Origin of the sequence: Actinomycetospora lutea, from assembly GCF_028737205.1 — a bacterium.
Lineage (GTDB): Bacteria > Actinomycetota > Actinomycetes > Mycobacteriales > Pseudonocardiaceae > Actinomycetospora > Actinomycetospora lutea.
Map to the genome: position 1 here is coordinate 51566 of NZ_JAQZAL010000022.1, position 15342 is coordinate 66907.

Consider the following 15342-nt stretch of genomic DNA (forward strand, 5'->3'; position numbering starts at 1 on the left):
GTCACCCGCCCCGTCCTGGGTGGTCGTGCGCCCCGGGGAGGCCGCCGGACGGGGAGTCGGACGAAGCGGCCGAGCGCGCCGCCCCGCTGATGCCGGGCGACGACCAGAACGTAACCGATCCGTGACCCCCGGGCGCCACGCCACGCCGTCACAGCGCGCTCGCCGGTCGTCGCACCGCGCTCATCGGCAGGGTGATCGAGCCCCTGAACCGCTCGCCGCGAGACTGCCCTGAATCGGTGACGACGAACGGTGGATCTCACTCCTCGTCGTCGACCTGCGGCCGGACGGGCGGGGACTACAGCCGATCGAGGAACGCCGCGTCGTCCTCGCCGACCACCGACCGCACCAGTCCGGCGAGACCCGGGTGATGCGCGAGCGTCGGGTCGCCGGCCACGACGGCCCGGGCCTCGTCGCGCGCCTCCTCGACCAGGTCGGCGTGCTTGAGCACCGAGAGCATGTGCAGCCCGGAGCGCCGTCCGGACTGCTCGGCCCCGAGCACGTCCCCCTCGTCGCGCACCTCGAGGTCGATCCGCGAGACCTCGAAGCCGTCCGGGGTGGCCGCCAGCCGCTCGAGGCGATCGAGCGCGGGCGAGCCCTCGACCGCCTCGGTGACGAGCAGGCACGACGACGGCGCCGACCCGCGACCCACCCGGCCGCGCAGCTGGTGCAACTGGGAGACGCCGAAGCGGTCGGCGTCCATGATGATCATCATCGTGGCGTTCGGGACGTCGACGCCCACCTCGATGACCGTCGTGGCCACGAGCACGTCGACCGTCCCGTCGGCGAACGCCCGCATGACGGCGTCCTTCTCGTCGGTGGGCATCCGGCCGTGCAGCACCTCGAGGCGCAGCCCCTGCAACGGGCCCTCCGCCAGCATCGGGGCGACCTGGGTGACGGCGAGCGGCGGGCGCGACCCCTCCTCCGGCTCCCCCTCGTCGGGGGGACGCAGCGTGCGCAGGGCCTCCTCGAACTCGTCGGGCCCCGGCGCTTCCGGGTCGAGCAGGTCGTCGGCCGGCGGCTCGGGCCACGCCTCGCCGGGCTCGCCGCCCTCCTCGCCGATGCGCGGGCAGACGACGTAGACCTGGTGCCCGGCGGCGACCTCCTCGTGCACGCGCTCCCACGCCCGCTCGAGCCACCGGGGCTTGACGCCCGCGGGGACCGCCGTCGTGGCGATCGGCCGGCGGCCCGCCGGCAGCTCGTCGAGCTCGGAGGTGTCGAGGTCGCCGTACATGGTCAGCGCGACCGTGCGCGGGATGGGCGTGGCCGTCATCACCAGCACGTGCGGCGTCGTGGTGCCGGGCCGCGAGCGCAGCTCGTCGCGCTGGTGGACCCCGAAGCGGTGCTGCTCGTCGACGACGACGAGGCCGAGGTCGGCGAACCCGACGCCCTGCTGGATCACCGCGTGGGTGCCGACGACGATGCCCGCGGCGCCGGACTGGGCGTCGAGCAGCGCCTCGCGCCGCGCCTTGGCCCCGAGCGAGCCGGTGAGCAGCGTGACCCGGGTGGCGTGATCCGGGTCGGCCGCGGGGTCGTCGGGGAGCTCGCCGGCCCGCCCCAGCGGCCCGAGCATCGCCCGCAGCGAGCGGGCGTGCTGGGCGGCGAGCACCTCGGTGGGCGCGAGCAGCACCGCCTGCCGGCCGGCGTCGACCACCTGGAGCATCGCCCGCAGCGCCACCATCGTCTTGCCCGAGCCGACGTCGCCCTGCAGCAGGCGGTTGAGCGGCTCCTCGCCGGCGAGCACCTCGGACAGCGACGCGCCGACCCGCCGCTGCGCGCCGGTGAGGGTGAACGGCAGCCGCGCGTCGAACGCCGCCGCCAGCCCGTCGTCGCGGCGCGGGCAGGCGGGCGCCGGGCGGGTCGTGGCGCTCGCGCGCCGGCCCACCATCGCGAGCTGCAGCCCGAACGCCTCGTCCCACACCAGACGCCGGCGCGCCGCGGCCTGCTCCTCCCAGCTGTCGGGGAGGTGCACGCGGCGCAGGGCGTCGCCGAGCGAGGCGAGGCCGTGGGCGGCCCGCAGCGTGTCGGGCAGGGGGTCCTCGGGGTCGTCGAGCAGGTCGAGCACCTGGCGGACCGCCATCATGATCACCCAGGACCGCAGCTTGCGCCTGGCCGGGTAGATCGGGATCAGCCCCGGCAGCTGCCCGCTGTCGCCGGCGCCGAGCACGATGAACTCCGGGGCCACGAGCTGCCAGGCGTTGCGGTAGCGCTTGAGGTCGCCCGAGAACAGCGCCGTCGTGCCCGGCTGCAGGTCGCGCTCGCGATAGGGCTGGTTGAAGAAGGTGCACGTGAAGCGCTGCCCGCCGACCGACACGGCGACCTCGAGGACGTGTCCGCGGCGGTGGCGCATCCGCCGGCCGTCGAGCCCGTCGACCCGGCCGAGCAGCGTGACGTGCTCGCCGGGCCGGAACCGCTGGTCCTCGCGCTCGGAGGAGTGGGTCACCGAGTTGTGCGCGACGTAGCGGCGCGGATAGTGGCGCAGGAGATCGCCGACCGTCGCCAGCTCGAGCTGCTTGGCCAGCGGCCGCGCGGTCTTGTCGCCGAGGGCCGTGCGCAGCGACGTGTCCATGCCGACCACGCCCTCGAGGATGTCATCCCGCACCGACAGCGGTGCCGCGGACGGGCCGGACACCCCGGCGGCCGGTGGCGGCGCGGGCCTCGGTTACGCTGGAGACAGTGCGCACCCGCCGTCCCGGTGTGAGTGCGGAGTCGTCGGCGTGTCGAGGAGTTCAGCCGTGAGTGCCGTGTGTGACGTGTGCGCGAAGGGCCCGGGGTTCGGGAAGTCGGTGTCGCACTCGCACGTGCGGACGAACCGCCGCTGGAACCCGAACGTGCAGGTCGTCCACACGCGCCTGGACAACGGCAACCGCAAGCGCATGAACGTCTGCACCTCCTGCCTGAAGGCCGGCAAGGTCAACCGCTAGCCGGTCTGCGGGCTCAGCCGAGCTCGGCCCGCAGCGTCCGCAGGGCCTCCCGCGTCCCGTCGGGCGCGAGCGCCTGGACGCAGAGCAGCTCCATCGTCGCCAGGTAGTCGTCGACGTCGGCGCGCTTGTCGAGGTAGAGCGCGCTGGTGAGCTGCTCGAGGTAGACGACGTCGGGCACCGCGGACTCCCGCGGGAACCGCAGGATGCTGAACGGGCCGCCCGCCCCGGCGTGCCCGCCGAGGTGGAACGGCACCATCTGCACGACCACACCGGGGCGCTCCGAGACGTCGATCAGGTGGTCGAGCTGCTCGCGCATCACCGCGGGCCCGCCGGTCAGCCGGCGCAGCGCGGCCTCGTCGAGCACCGCCCACAACGTGGGCGCGTCGTCCCAGTCGAGCACCTCCTGTCGCCGCAGCCGCAGCTCCACACGCCGCTCGACCTCGTCGTCGGGCATCGAGGCGTGCCCGAGCGCGGTCACGTGGCGCACCATCGCCTCGGTCTGCAGCAGCCCCGGCACGAACTGGGGCTCGTAGGTGCGGATCTGGCTCGCGGCCTGCTCGAGGCCGACGTAGGTCTCGAACCACGGCGGGAGCAGGTCGGAGTACCGGTGCCACCACCCCGGCGCGTTGGCCCGGCGCGCGAGCCCGAGCAGCGCGTCGCGCTCGTCGGGGTCGTGGACGCCGTAGAGGGCGAGCAGGTCGCCGACGTCGCGCTCCTTGAACCCGGTGCGCCCGTTCTCCAGCCGGCTGATCTTGGCGTGGGAGCCGCGGATGCGGTCGCCGGCGGCCTCGCGGGTCACCCCCGCGCGTTCGCGCAGGCCACGCAGCTGCTGGCCGAGCATGATGCGCAGGACGGTCGGCCCGCCGCCGGGGGCGCCACGGATGTCGCGCGGCCGGTCCGGCGGCACCTCCGCACCCGCGGGCTCCCCGGGTGGGCCCACGCCGGCACCTCCACGCGCTCGCCGGCGCGCCCGAGGGCGCGCCCGGACAGGGAGACGACCGTAACAGTCGCTCCCGGTCCGGACGCGGACGAGGAGGCTCAGGCCCCCTCGGCGAGCAGGTCGTCGAAGTCGCCGTCCTTGGCGCCCAGCAGGAAGGCGGTCATCTCGGCGCGGGTGTAGACGAGGACCGGCCCGTCACGGTGGCGCGAGTTGCGCACGGCGACCCCGCCGTCGGGCAGCGGGGCGACCTCGACGCAGTTCCCCTTGGGATTGCTGCGTCGGCTCTTGCGCCACGCGGCGTCGTCCTCCGTGTCGCGGGCATCCGTCGGCTCGGGCATGCGACCTCCCCCGGTCGTGCAACGGCTCTCGGCGGTGCAGATGTTCTTGCATCTGCACAGTACGTCGGTCAGGATCGACGTCGTCGCCGACGTCGGGGAGTGCGACGAACGGAGGTTCGCGTGAGCCAGCCGGGACGCCCAGGGGCTCGGGGGCGCACGCCTGCGCCGATCCGGGTGACCTCCGAGCGTCTCACCGAGGACGAGGCCCGTTCGGCGGCCTCTGCTCCCCCGGCCGCCCCTCCCCCTACCCCTCCCCCGCCGGACGTCGCGCCCGCCGCGCCGACCGGTCCGCTCCCGGTGTCCCCGCGGGGCGACGGCTGGGGCCCCGCGTCCACCGCGACGGCGGGCAGGAACTCGGTGATGACCGCGGCATCCTCGGCCGCGCCGGTCGTCGCGCCGCGGGCCCCGCTGCCCGTCGTGGCCCCGCGCCCGCGCCGCCGGTTCGTCGACCTCTGGCGGCTCGTGTTCTCCCGCCGCCGCGCCGGGCGCCACCGTCCGGAGACCACCCCGCCCCACAGCTGGAGCATGATCTCGCCGCAGCGCCGTCGCCGCCGGCGGTGGGGACGCCGCTGAGCCCTGCTAGGGCAGGCGCCAGTCGACCGGCTCGTCACCGAGCTCGGTCAGGTGCTCGTCGACCCGGCTGAACGGGCGCGAGCCGAAGAACCCGCGGTCGGCCGACATCGGGCTGGGATGCGCCGACTCCACGGTCGGCACGTCCTCGCCGAGCAGCGGCTTGACCGTCTGCGCGTCACGCCCCCACAGCACCGCGACGAGCGGCTGGTCGAGGCGCGCGACGAGCGCGGCGACGGCGGCCTCGGTGACCTTCTCCCAGCCCTTGTTGCGGTGGGAGCCCGGCGCGCCGGGCCCGACCGTCAGCACCCTGTTGAGCAGCAGCACGCCGTTCGCCGCCCAGGGCGAGAGGTCCCCGCTGGTGGGCGGCGGGTGGCCGAGGTCGCTGCCGTACTCGCGGAAGATGTTCTGCAGGCTCTTCGGCAGCGGGCGCACGTCCGGCGCCACCGAGAACGACAGCCCGACCGCGTGCCCCGGCGTCGGGTACGGGTCCTGGCCCATGATCAGCACACGCACGTCGGCGAACGGCTGCTGGAAGGCCCGCAGGACGTTGGCGCCCGCCGGCAGGTAGGTGCGGCCCTCGGCCACCTCGCTGCGCAGGAAGTCGCCCATCGCCGCGATCGTGTCCGCGACCGGCTCGAGCGCCTCGGCCCAACCGGCCTCGACGGACTCGCTGAGGGGACGGGCCACGGTGGGAGCCTCCGCACGGACGGCGATGTCGGGGCCTCCGACGCTAGCCCTCGCCCGCGGCCGCTCCGCACCCACCCGGCGCCCCGGCGAGCTCGCGGGCGAAGCAGATGCTCGACGGCTCGTCGCGGTAGGTCCCGAACCGCGGGATGGCGACGTAGCCCCGCGCGCGGTAGAAGTCGAGCGCCTCGGGCTGCTCGGTGCCGGTCTCCAGGACGGTGCGCCGGCACCCCGCGTCGCGCGCGGCGTCCTCGAGCGCGGCGAGCACGGCCGTCGCGAGCCCGCGCCGTCGGTGGGCGGGGTCCACCCACATGCGCTTGATCTCGGCGTCACCGGGGCGCAGCACGCGGTCGTCGCGGGCCTCGATCGAGGCCGCGTCGTGGCGCCGCCAGCCGCCGCAGCACACGGGACCGGTGCCCGGCAGGCTGCCGAGCAGGAAGATCCCGCGCGGCGGCGCGAACTCGGCGGGGTCGACGGGCGTGCGGTCGGCGCCGCCGTAGCGCTCCAGGGAGAACGCCTGCACGGCGTCGACGAACCGCACGCTCTCCGGGTCGTCGTACGCGGCGACGCGGAAGGTGGGCGTCGGCGTGGCAGCGAGGGCGTCCTTCGCTGCGTGGGACGCAGCGAGGGACGCCCTCGCTCCTCCATCCGGGTCCGCCACGCGGCCGGTCGACCATCTCGTCGATGGGCGTGGGAACTCGACGAGGGCTGCTCGCCCAGGGCCTGCGCGATCGTCGCGAGCCCGCGTCGATGCCCCCGCGTCTTCTCCATCACGGAAGTTGACTTCCGCCATGCGGAATGCTGGAGTGACTGCGCTCCACCGTGTTCGGCCGCCGGCGCGGCAGCTCCCTGCGGCGCCGTGCCGCGGCAGGCGTACCCGAGGAGGTGGGCCCCGATGCCGTCGGTGCAGTCCCTGACCCGGGCGCTCGACCTGCTCGACCACCTGGCCGACGCGGGCGGGCGCGCGACGCTCTCGCAGCTCGCCGCCGCCTCGGGCCTGCCGGCCGCGAGCGTCCACCGGCTGCTCGCGACGCTCGTCGCGCAGGGCCACGTCCGCCGCGAGGCCGGCCGGCGCTACGCGCTCGGCCCCCGGCTCGTGCGCCTGGGCGACGTCGCGGGCCACGTGCTGGGCGAGGGCGTGGGCCCGCTGCTGCGCGAGCTCGTCGCGGCGACCGGCGAGACGGCCAACCTCGCGGGCCTCGACGGCGACGCGGCGGTCTACCTCGCCCAGGCGGCGTCGCCGCACCCGATGCGCATGTTCACCGAGGTGGGACGCCGGGTGCCGCTGCACGCCACCGGCGTCGGCAAGGCGCTGCTGGCCGCGATGACGCCGGGCGACGTCGACGCGGTGGTCGCGCGCACCGGCATGCCCGCCCGCACCCCGGCGACCATCACCGACGCGGCCCGCCTGCGCGACGAGCTCGCCGCCGCCCGCACGCGCGGGTGGGTGCTCGACGAGGGCGAGCAGGAGGTCGGCGTGCGCTGCGTGGCCGCGCCCGTGCCCGGCGCGCCCACCCCGTGCGCGGTGTCGGTGTCCGGCCCCGCGGCGCGCTTCTCCCCCGACGACGCCGAGCTCGCCGGGCCGACGGTCGTCGCGGCCGCCGCCCGGCTCGGCGTGGAGCTCGCCGGCCAACCCGAGGAGGACGTGACGTGAGCCCGACACCACGGGTGGCGGTCTGCTGGGACATCGACGGGACCCTGCTGTGGGGCGGCACCGTCGGGCGCGACGTGCTGTGTGACGCGTTCACCACCGTCACCGGGCACCGCGCGCCGATCGAGGCGGTCGCGATGGGCGGGCGCACCGACTGGCTCATCGGCGAGGCGCTGCGCGACGCGCTGCCCGCGCACCACGCCGCGCCGTTCGTGGCCCGCGGCGACGACTTTGGCCACGCCGTCATCGCCGCGGTCACCGACGGCTGGGGCCGGCGGGCCGGGGAGCTCGCCGCGGTGGCCCGCACCCTGCCCGGTGTCCCCGAGACCGTCGCCGCGCTCGCCGCCGACCCCGCGGTGATCCAGACGCTGACCACGGGCAACGTGCGCGTCGGGGCGCGGGCGAAGCTCGGCGCGGTCGGGCTCGCCGACGGCCCGATCGACCTCGGGCTCGGCGGCTACGGCGAGGGTCCGGGGCAGCGGGTGCGGGTCGTCGAGCAGGCCCGCGACGCGCTCGCCGCGCGCTACGGCGAGGTGCCGGTCATGGTGGTCGTCGGCGACACCCCGCTCGACGTCGAGGCCGCGCACCGGGCCGGCGCGCTCGCGGTCGGCGTCGCCACGGGGCGCTCGTCCGTGGGGGATCTGCACGCCGCGGGGGCCGAGCACGTCTTCGACGACCTCGCCGACCCCGGCCGTCTGGTGGCGGTGGTGCGGTCGGCGCGCGAGGATCGTCACGCGGAACCGGGGAGGTAACCATGGTCGATGCCGCGATGGTCCGGGAGTTCACCGATCTCCTCTCGGAGAACGGGGTCATCACCGACGAGGTCGGCCTGCGCAGCTACGAGTGCGACGGGCTGACCGGCTTCCGGCAGGTCCCCGCGCTGGTCGTGCTGCCGCGCGACGCGCAGGAGGTCGCCGGGGCGGTCCGGCTGTGTGCGAAGTACGGGATGCCGTTCGTCGCGCGGGGTGCGGGCACCGGCCTGTCGGGCGGCGCGATGCCCGTCGCCGACGGCGTGGTGATCTCGCTGCAGAAGCTGCGCCGCATCCTCGAGATCGACGTCGAGAACCGGCGCGCGGTGCTCGAGCCGGGCGTCTACAACCTCGAGATCTCCAAGGCCGCCGCACCGTACGGGCTGTACTACGCCCCGGACCCGTCGAGCCAGCAGGTCTGCACGATCGGCGGCAACGTCGCCGAGAACTCCGGCGGGGCGCACTGCCTGAAGTACGGCTTCACCACCAACCACGTGCTGGAGATGGAGGTCGTGCTCGCCGACGGCTCGGTGGTCACCCTCGGCGGCCCGACCGGCGAGCAGGCCGGACCCGACCTGCGCGGGCTGTTCATCGGCTCCGAGGGCACGCTCGGCGTCTGCACGAAGGTCACCGTCCGGCTGCTGCAGACCCCCGAGACCGTGCGGACGGTGCTCGCCGACTTCCCGTCGATCGAGGCCGCGGGCGACACCGTCGGCGACATCGTCGACGCGGCGATCATCCCGGCGGCGGTGGAGATGATGGACTCGCTGGCGATGGAGGCCTCCGAGGCCGCCACCGGCGCGGGCCTCACCGTCGAGTCCCCCGCGGCACTGATCATCGAGCTGGACGGCCCGGCCGACGAGGTCGAGGCGGAGTTCGAGCACCTCACCGCGATCTGCGAGCGCCACGGCGCCACCCGCCTGCACGTGCCGACCGAGGCCGAGGAGCGCCAGAAGGTCTGGAAGGGCCGCAAGGCGGCGTTCGCCGCGGTCGGGCGGATCAGCCCCGACTACATCGTCCAGGACGGCGTCGTCCCGCGGACCCGGCTGGCCGAGGTGCTCACCCGCATCGCCGAGATGGGGCGCGACGCCGGGCTGCGCGTCGCGAACGTCTTCCACGCGGGCGACGGCAACCTGCACCCGCTGGTGCTCTACTCGGAGGCCGCCGGCGAGCACGACGTCGCCGAGAAGCTGTCCACCGACATCGCCGAGCTCTGCGTCGAGCTCGGCGGGTCGCTCTCGGGCGAGCACGGCATCGGCACCGACAAGGCCTGCTCGATGCCGGCGATGTTCTCCGAGGACGACCTGGGCGTCATGCACCGCGTCCGGCTCGCCTTCGACCCGGACTCGCGGTGCAACCCCGGGAAGCTCTTCCCGACGCCGCGGCTCTGCGGCGAGCGGCCGGGGAAGTACCAGCCCCATCCCCTCGAGGAAGCCGGAGTGATCGAGCGCCTGTGAGTGAGACCGTCACGCCCACCACCGTTGACGACCTGCGCGACGCCGTCCTCGACCGTCCCGGCACGATCCGCGTCGCCGGTGCCGGCACCGCCGCCGACTGGGCGGGCACGCCCGCGCCCGCCGACTCCGTCCTCGACCTGACCGGTCTGAGCGGCATCGTCACCCACAACCCCGGCGACATGACCGTCGAGGTCCGCGCCGGCACGCCGTTCGCGCAGCTGCAGTCCGAGCTGGGCGAGCACCACCAGCGGGTCGCCGTCGACCCGGCGCGGGCCGCCGAGGGGGCCACGCTGGGCGGGCTGTTCGCCACCGCCGACTCCGGGCCGCGCGCGCTGCAGTACGGCTCGCTGCGCGACCTGGTCATCGGCGCGACGATCGTGCTCGCCGACGGCACCGTCGCCCGTTCCGGCGGGCACGTGATCAAGAACGTCGCCGGTTACGACCTCACCAAGGTGCTGCACGGCGCCCACGGCACGCTCGGCGTGGTCGCCGGGCTCGTGCTGCGCCTGCACCCGACCCCGCAGGCCACCGCCACCGTGGCCGTGGCCTGCGACCGGGGCGCGTCGGCGGACCTGGCGCGCCGGATCGCCGACAGCCCGGCCGAGGCGGTGGCCGTGCAGTGGCACGCGGGCCGCCTGCTCGCGGTCGTCGAGGGCTCGGAGAGCGGCGCCGAGGCCCGCGCGCGGCGGCTCGCCGAGTCCGTGGGCGGCGAGCTGCTCGCCCCGGACGACGCGACCGCGGCGTGGGACGCACACGCGGCCTCTGTCCGCCACCGCGGGGAGCGCGCCGTGCTCCGGTTCGGCGTCATCCCCTCGGCGCTGACCGGGGTGCTCGACGGCCTCGACGCCGACACCGGCGGCCTGGACGAGGTCACCACGTCGCCGCGCACGGGCGTCGCGACGGTGTCGGTGCCCGCCGACGCCGACGTCGTCGCCGCCGCGCACCGCCGCATCGCCGAGGCCGGCGGCACCTCGACGCTGCGCCAGCGCCCCGCGGGCGCCGAGCTGCCCGCGTTGGGGCCCGCGCCCGCCGCGGCGACCGTGCTGCGCGCCGTCGCCGCGTCCCTCGATCCCGACCAGCGCCTCGGCCGCGGCCGCCTGGCCCCCTGGATCCCTCAGCCGACCGGAGTGAGCGCATGACCACCCACCCCACCGCCGGCCCCCACGACTACTCCGGGCCGCCCGACTTCTCCTCCGAGCGCGGCGAGAAGCCCGCACCGGAGCGGGCCGACCTGCTCTCCGGTGACCACGGCTCGTTCGACGACCACCACCCGCCGGCGCAGGAGCTGCTCGACGACTGCGTGCACTGCGGCTTCTGCCTGCCGACGTGCCCCACCTACGCGCTCTGGGGCGAGGAGATGGACTCGCCGCGCGGGCGCATCTACCTCATGGAGATGGCGGAGAAGGGCGAGATCCCGCTCGAGGGCGCGTTCACCACGCACATCGACCGGTGCCTGGGCTGCATGGCGTGCGTGACGGCCTGCCCCTCGGGCGTGCAGTACGACCGCCTGCTGGAGGCGACGCGACCCCAGATCGAGCGGAACGTGCCGCGCTCGCGCGGCGACCGGCTCTTCCGCGAGGCGATCTTCGCGCTGTTCCCCTACAAGCGCCGACTGCGCGCGGCCTCGATCGGCGGCGCGCTCTACCAGAAGCTGCGCCCGCGCAGCATGGACAGGCTCGTGGCGAAGCTGCCCTCGCGGCTGGCCGCCATGGAGTCGCTCCTGCCGCCGGTGCGGGTCCGCGACGCGTTCGCCCGCATCCCCGCGCGGACGCCGGCGGTGTTCGACCCCGCCCACCCCGAACGGCGCGGGCGGGTCGGCCTGCTGACCGGGTGCGTGCAGGACGTGTTCTTCCACCCGGTCAACGAGGCCACCGTGCGGGTGCTCGCCGCCGAGGGCTGGGACGTCATCGCGCCGCGCGAGCAGACGTGCTGCGGGGCGCTCGGGCTGCACGCGGGGCGCGAGACCGAGGCGATCGCGCGGGCGAAGAAGCTCATCGCGACGTTCGAGCGCGCGCGGGTGGACACGATCGCCACGAACGTCGCCGGCTGCGGGTCGTCGATGAAGGAGTACGGCGAGCTGCTCGCCGACGATCCCGAGTGGGCCGAGCGGGCGACGGCGTTCGCCGCGAAGGTGCGCGACATCTCCGAGGTCGTCGACGAGACGCTCGCCGACCCGCGGGCGAGGCGGCACCCGCTCGAGGCGAAGGTGGTCTACCACGACGCCTGCCACCTCGGGCACGCCCAGAAGATCCGGTCGGAGCCGCGGCGGGTGCTGCGGTCGATCCCGGGCGTCGAGCTCGTCGAGCTGCCCGAGGCGGAGATCTGCTGCGGGTCGGCGGGGATCTACAACATGCTCCAGCCCGAGGCCGCGGGCGAGCTCGGCCGGCGCAAGGCGGGCAACATCCGCGGGACCGGCGCCGACGTGCTGGTCACGGCGAACCCGGGCTGCCTGCTGCAGATCCGGAAGTACCTGGAGGGCGAGCTGCCGATGCTCCACCCGATCCAGCTCGTCGACGCCTCCATCCGCGGCGTCCGGCCGCCGGAGATGGGCTGACCTGCATATGTGAGCGAACTTCGGGGCCATAGCCCCGAAGTTCGCTCACATGGGGCGTCAGTACCGGACGGCCACGTCCATCACCCAGGTGACGCCGAAGCGGTCGGTGAGCATGCCGTAGAGCGGCGACCACGGCGCCGGACCGAGGCAACGAGGGCGCCGGCGGCTGGCCGTGCCGCGGCGCGGCGATCGTCGCCCGGCCCGCCGCGGGGCTCGCCCCCTACGTGCGCGACGAGATGGTCGAGGCGATCGACCCGGGCCGCTGCCGGGGCGTGGTCGTGGGTGGCCCTCGCGGCGCGCTTCGGCCAGCTCGACGCCGACCTCGAGGACGTCGAGCCCGAGGAACTGCGCACCGCCTGCGCGACCCTCGCCGCCCGCTGCGCCCGCGCGGCCGAACGGCCCCGGTGAGCGGACGTCGGGATGGCCCCGACGTCCGCTCACGTACCCCTCAGCGCCAGTGGAGGTAGCCCGGGTCGCCGGCGCCGCCCCAGCGGTCGGCGTCGACGGTGACGCCGGTGCCGGCGCGGACCTCGCCGCACACGACCCACCCCGGGGGCACGGCGTCCTCGGAGGCGAAGGTCGCCACGAGCGAGTGGTCCTCGCCGCCGGTGAGCGCCCAGGACAGCGGGTCGCCGCCGAGGGCCGAGGCGACGTCGCGCAGCTTGTCGGCGACCGGCACGAGCGTCGAGGACAGGTTGATGTGCACCCGCGAGGCGGCGGCGACGTGCCCGAGGTCGGCGAGCAGGCCGTCCGAGGTGTCGATCATCGAGGTCGCCCCCGCCCGTGCGGCGACGGGGCCCTCGCGCCACGGCGGGCGCGGGGTGCGGTGCGCGGCGACCATCGCCACCGGCGAGCGGAACCCCCGGCGCAGCACGGCCATCCCGGCCGCCGACCACCCCAGCACGCCGCGCACCGCGACGACGTCCCCGGGCCGCGCCCCCGATCGGGTGACCGGCGCCCGGCCCTCCAGCGAGCCCAGCGCCGTGATCGAGACCACGATGGTGTCCGAGGACACGGTGTCGCCGCCGACGACGCCGATGCCCGCGTCCGCGGCGGCGTCCCAGATGCCCGACGCGAGGCCGTCGAGCACCTCGGTGCTCGTCGACCCGGGGCACGCGAGCGAGAGCAACAGGGCGGTCGGGACGGCCCCCATCGCCGCGATGTCGGCGAGGTTCGCGGCCACCGCCTTGCGTCCGACGTGCTCGGGCGCCGACCAGTCGAGACGGAAGTGCACGCCCTCGACCAGCGTGTCCACGGTCGTGACGACCCGCCCGTCGGGCGCCGCGACGACCGCCGCGTCGTCGCCGGGTCCGAGCAGCGTGGGCTCGGGCTGGAAGCGCTCGCCGGTGAGCCGGTCGATGACGCCGAACTCCCCGAGCTCGGCCGCCGTCCCGGCGGCAGGCGCCTGCGCCCGGGCGGGTCCGCCCCCGGCCGGCGCGCCCGCGCTCCGTCGGGAGGACCCCTCGGATCGTCCGCGTCCCCCGCGCCCGTTCGCCGTCCGGCTCACCCCTCGACTCGCTGCGGTACCTTCCCTGCCACCCTGGCCGACGTCACCGTCGGCCCGTCCCCCCGAGGAGGCACGTCCGTGGTCCAGGCCTACATCCTGATCCAGACCGAGGTCGGTCGTGCCGCCGCGGTCGCCTCGGACGTGGCCGGCATCAGCGGTGTGACCCGCTCCCAGGACGTCACGGGACCCTACGACGTCATCGTCTGCGCCGAGGCCGATGACGTCGACACGCTCGGGCGGGATGTCGTCGGCGCCGTGCAGAAGGTCCCGGGCATCACCCGGACGCTCACCTGCCCCGTCGTGTCCACCGAGTAGACCCGGTGGTCCTCTTCCGCGCACCACAGGTGGTGCGCCGGCTCCCACGCGTGCTCGTGGGCCTCGCGCTGACCGTGCCCGTGCTGCTCGTGGCCGGCGTGATGGTCGCCTCGCTCGTGCTGGTCCGCGAGCCGGTGCCCGACGTCGACACCGTGCGCCTGCAGGTGGCGGCCGTGCCGACGCCGGCCGCGGCGAGCGCCGACTGCTCGCGGCTGCTCTCCGGCCTGCCCGGCGAGATGGCCACCGAGCGCGGGATGGTCGCGCGCCGCGTGCTCGCCGACCCGGCGCCGCCCGCCACCGTCGCGTGGGGCGGCGAGCACGGCGCGACGCCGGTGGTCATGCGCTGCGGGCTGCCCCGGCCCGCGGAGCTCGCGGGCGGCGGCACGACGACGGTGGTCAACGGCGTGGACTATATCGAGATCGACGACGGCATCCCCGGCAGCAGCACCTGGGTCACCGCCGACCGCGCGGTCTACGTGGGCCTGACCGTGCCCGACGACATCGGCACCGGGCCCCTGCAGGACATCTCGCGCGGGGTCAAGATCGCCCTCGTCAGCAGGTGAGCTCAGCCGCCGGACGACCCGCGGCGGGCGAGCGCGGTCTCGACCAGCGTGGTGAGCAGGGTCGGGTAGTCGACGCCCGCCGTGGCCCACATCCGCGGGTAGAGCGACGTCGCCGTGAACCCGGGCATCGTGTTGAGCTCGTTGACGACCAGCCGGCCCTCGGCGGTGAGGAAGAAGTCCACGCGCGCCAGGCCCTCGACGTCCATGGTCCGGAACACCGCGACCGCCGTGGCGCGCACCGCCTCGGCGACGTCGTCGTCGAGCTTGGCGGGCACGTCGAGCTCGCAGGCGTCGTCGAGGTACTTGGTGTCGAAGTCGTACCACCCGGCGTCGCCGCCGACGACGCGGACCTCGGCCGGCACGCTCGCCTCGACGCGCCCGTCGGGGTGCTCGAGCACGCCGCACTCGATCTCGCGGCCCACGATCGCGGCCTCGACGAGCACCTTCGGGTCCTCCTTGCGGGCGGTGGCGACCGCCGCCTCGAGATCGGCCCAGTCGGCAACCCGGGTGATGCCCACCGACGACCCGGCGCGCGCGGGCTTGACGAACACGGGCAGGCCGAGGCGGTCGCGCTCGTCCGCGCCGAGCGTGGCGCGGTCGCGGCCCAGCACCACGACGTCGCCCACCGCGAGGCCCGCGTCGCGCAGCAGGCGCTTGGTGGCGTCCTTGTCCATCGACGCGGCGCTCGCGAGCACCCCGGCGCCGACGTAGGGCACACCGGCCATCTCGAGCAGCCCCTGCACGGTGCCGTCCTCGCCGCCGGGCCCGTGCAGGACGGGCACGACGACGTCGACGGGCCCGAGCGAGGCCCCGTCGTCGAGGGCGACCAGCTCGCGGCGCGTCGGGTCGGCGGGCAGCGCGACCGGGCGCCCGGAGGTGACCTCGGGCAGCTCGCGGCCCCGCAGGCGCAGCTCGGACGGGTCGGCGGGACCGAGCACCCACTCGCCCGCGGGCGTGATGCCGACCGCGAGCACGTCGTAGCGCTGCGGGTCGAGGTGGGCGAGCACGCTGCCGGCGGACAGACAGGAGATCTTGTGCTCGCTGCTGCGTCCGCCGAACAGGACGACCACCCGGGGGCGTCGCCCCGTCT

17 protein-coding genes are annotated in these 15342 nt (G+C 75.6%); 10 read left to right on the top strand and 7 right to left on the bottom strand.

Features of this window, described 5'->3' with window-relative positions; all coding sequences use genetic code 11:
* Window positions 1-295 precede the first annotated feature (295 nt).
* Window positions 296-2566, bottom strand: coding sequence for an ATP-dependent DNA helicase RecG (gene recG / locus PHK61_RS22430; protein WP_274283313.1), 2271 nt, complete (start codon window positions 2564-2566; stop codon window positions 296-298).
* Window positions 2567-2732: 166 nt separating this feature from the next.
* Here recG and rpmB point away from each other — a divergent pair, with 166 nt between their 5' ends.
* Window positions 2733-2921, top strand: coding sequence for a 50S ribosomal protein L28 (gene rpmB / locus PHK61_RS22435; RefSeq protein WP_133824881.1), 189 nt, complete (start codon window positions 2733-2735; stop codon window positions 2919-2921).
* Between the two features lie 13 nt (window positions 2922-2934).
* On the opposite strand, the gene PHK61_RS22440 is transcribed toward rpmB, so the two are convergent.
* Together PHK61_RS22440 and PHK61_RS22445 are read right to left on the bottom strand one after the other, a co-directional pair.
* On the bottom strand, window positions 2935-3861 hold the full coding sequence (locus PHK61_RS22440; protein WP_274283233.1) for a helix-turn-helix domain-containing protein: 927 nt from the start codon (window positions 3859-3861) through the stop codon (window positions 2935-2937).
* A gap of 98 nt (window positions 3862-3959) precedes the next feature.
* The gene (locus tag PHK61_RS22445) at window positions 3960-4199 is read right to left on the bottom strand and encodes a DUF397 domain-containing protein (RefSeq protein ID WP_274283234.1); all 240 of its coding nucleotides are present in this window, start codon (window positions 4197-4199) and stop codon (window positions 3960-3962) included.
* Between the two features lie 360 nt (window positions 4200-4559).
* On the opposite strand from PHK61_RS22445, the gene PHK61_RS22450 reads away from it, so the two are divergent.
* The gene (locus PHK61_RS22450) at window positions 4560-4772 is read left to right on the top strand and encodes a hypothetical protein (protein WP_274283235.1); all 213 of its coding nucleotides are present in this window, start codon (window positions 4560-4562) and stop codon (window positions 4770-4772) included.
* A gap of 6 nt (window positions 4773-4778) precedes the next feature.
* Here the strand turns inward: PHK61_RS22450 and PHK61_RS22455 are convergent, their stop codons facing one another.
* On the bottom strand, window positions 4779-5459 hold the full coding sequence (locus PHK61_RS22455; protein WP_274283236.1) for a uracil-DNA glycosylase: 681 nt from the start codon (window positions 5457-5459) through the stop codon (window positions 4779-4781).
* Window positions 5460-5502: 43 nt separating this feature from the next.
* Window positions 5503-6117, bottom strand: coding sequence for a GNAT family N-acetyltransferase (locus PHK61_RS22460; RefSeq protein ID WP_274283237.1), 615 nt, complete (start codon window positions 6115-6117; stop codon window positions 5503-5505).
* A 234-nt stretch (window positions 6118-6351) separates the two neighbouring features.
* Between PHK61_RS22460 and PHK61_RS22465 the strand changes: the two genes are divergently transcribed.
* The 6 genes from PHK61_RS22465 to PHK61_RS22490 all read left to right on the top strand — a co-directional run bounded on the left by PHK61_RS22465 (window position 6352) and on the right by PHK61_RS22490 (window position 12275).
* Complete coding sequence (locus PHK61_RS22465; RefSeq protein ID WP_274283238.1) at window positions 6352-7110, top strand: IclR family transcriptional regulator; 759 nt, start codon at window positions 6352-6354, stop codon at window positions 7108-7110.
* Entirely contained in the window at window positions 7107-7859 is a 753-nt protein-coding gene (locus PHK61_RS22470; RefSeq protein ID WP_274283239.1) for an HAD family hydrolase, read from the top strand. The genes PHK61_RS22465 and PHK61_RS22470 overlap by 4 nt, the downstream gene beginning before the upstream one ends.
* Before the next feature lie 2 nt (window positions 7860-7861).
* Window positions 7862-9313, top strand: a complete 1452-nt coding sequence (locus PHK61_RS22475; RefSeq protein ID WP_274283240.1) for an FAD-binding oxidoreductase — start codon at window positions 7862-7864, stop codon at window positions 9311-9313.
* A complete protein-coding gene (locus PHK61_RS22480; RefSeq protein WP_274283241.1) occupies window positions 9310-10452 on the top strand; it encodes an FAD-binding oxidoreductase in 1143 nt (380 codons plus the stop codon). The genes PHK61_RS22475 and PHK61_RS22480 overlap by 4 nt, the downstream gene beginning before the upstream one ends.
* Window positions 10449-11867 (top strand): (Fe-S)-binding protein, encoded by a 1419-nt coding sequence (locus tag PHK61_RS22485; protein ID WP_274283242.1) that lies wholly within the window; start codon window positions 10449-10451, stop codon window positions 11865-11867. Before PHK61_RS22480 ends, PHK61_RS22485 begins: the two co-directional genes overlap by 4 nt.
* Before the next feature lie 282 nt (window positions 11868-12149).
* Window positions 12150-12275, top strand: a complete 126-nt coding sequence (locus PHK61_RS22490; protein WP_274283243.1) for a hypothetical protein — start codon at window positions 12150-12152, stop codon at window positions 12273-12275.
* Between the two features lie 40 nt (window positions 12276-12315).
* Here the strand turns inward: PHK61_RS22490 and PHK61_RS22495 are convergent, their stop codons facing one another.
* On the bottom strand, window positions 12316-13374 hold the full coding sequence (locus PHK61_RS22495; protein ID WP_274283244.1) for a thiamine-phosphate kinase: 1059 nt from the start codon (window positions 13372-13374) through the stop codon (window positions 12316-12318).
* Between the two features lie 78 nt (window positions 13375-13452).
* Here PHK61_RS22495 and PHK61_RS22500 point away from each other — a divergent pair, with 78 nt between their 5' ends.
* Window positions 13453-13689, top strand: a complete 237-nt coding sequence (locus PHK61_RS22500) for an Lrp/AsnC ligand binding domain-containing protein (RefSeq protein WP_274283245.1) — start codon at window positions 13453-13455, stop codon at window positions 13687-13689.
* Window positions 13690-13694: 5 nt separating this feature from the next.
* On the top strand, window positions 13695-14252 hold the full coding sequence (locus PHK61_RS22505; protein ID WP_274283246.1) for a DUF3515 domain-containing protein: 558 nt from the start codon (window positions 13695-13697) through the stop codon (window positions 14250-14252).
* Window positions 14253-14254: 2 nt separating this feature from the next.
* Here the strand turns inward: PHK61_RS22505 and PHK61_RS22510 are convergent, their stop codons facing one another.
* Complete coding sequence (locus PHK61_RS22510; protein ID WP_420791428.1) at window positions 14255-15322, bottom strand: D-alanine--D-alanine ligase family protein; 1068 nt, start codon at window positions 15320-15322, stop codon at window positions 14255-14257.
* Window positions 15323-15342 lie beyond the last annotated feature (20 nt).

Excerpts from the sequence above, each read along its gene's own strand:
- PHK61_RS22475 (WP_274283240.1), top strand. The coding sequence starts at position 7,862 with ATGGTCGATGCCGCGATGGTCCGGGAGTTCACCGATCTCCTCTCGGAG.
- recG (WP_274283313.1), bottom strand. The coding sequence starts at position 2,566 with ATGGACACGTCGCTGCGCACGGCCCTCGGCGACAAGACCGCGCGGCCG.
- PHK61_RS22485 (WP_274283242.1), top strand. The coding sequence starts at position 10,449 with ATGACCACCCACCCCACCGCCGGCCCCCACGACTACTCCGGGCCGCCC.
- PHK61_RS22465 (WP_274283238.1), top strand. The coding sequence starts at position 6,352 with ATGCCGTCGGTGCAGTCCCTGACCCGGGCGCTCGACCTGCTCGACCAC.
- PHK61_RS22450 (WP_274283235.1), top strand. The coding sequence starts at position 4,560 with ATGACCGCGGCATCCTCGGCCGCGCCGGTCGTCGCGCCGCGGGCCCCG.
- PHK61_RS22445 (WP_274283234.1), bottom strand. The coding sequence starts at position 4,199 with ATGCCCGAGCCGACGGATGCCCGCGACACGGAGGACGACGCCGCGTGG.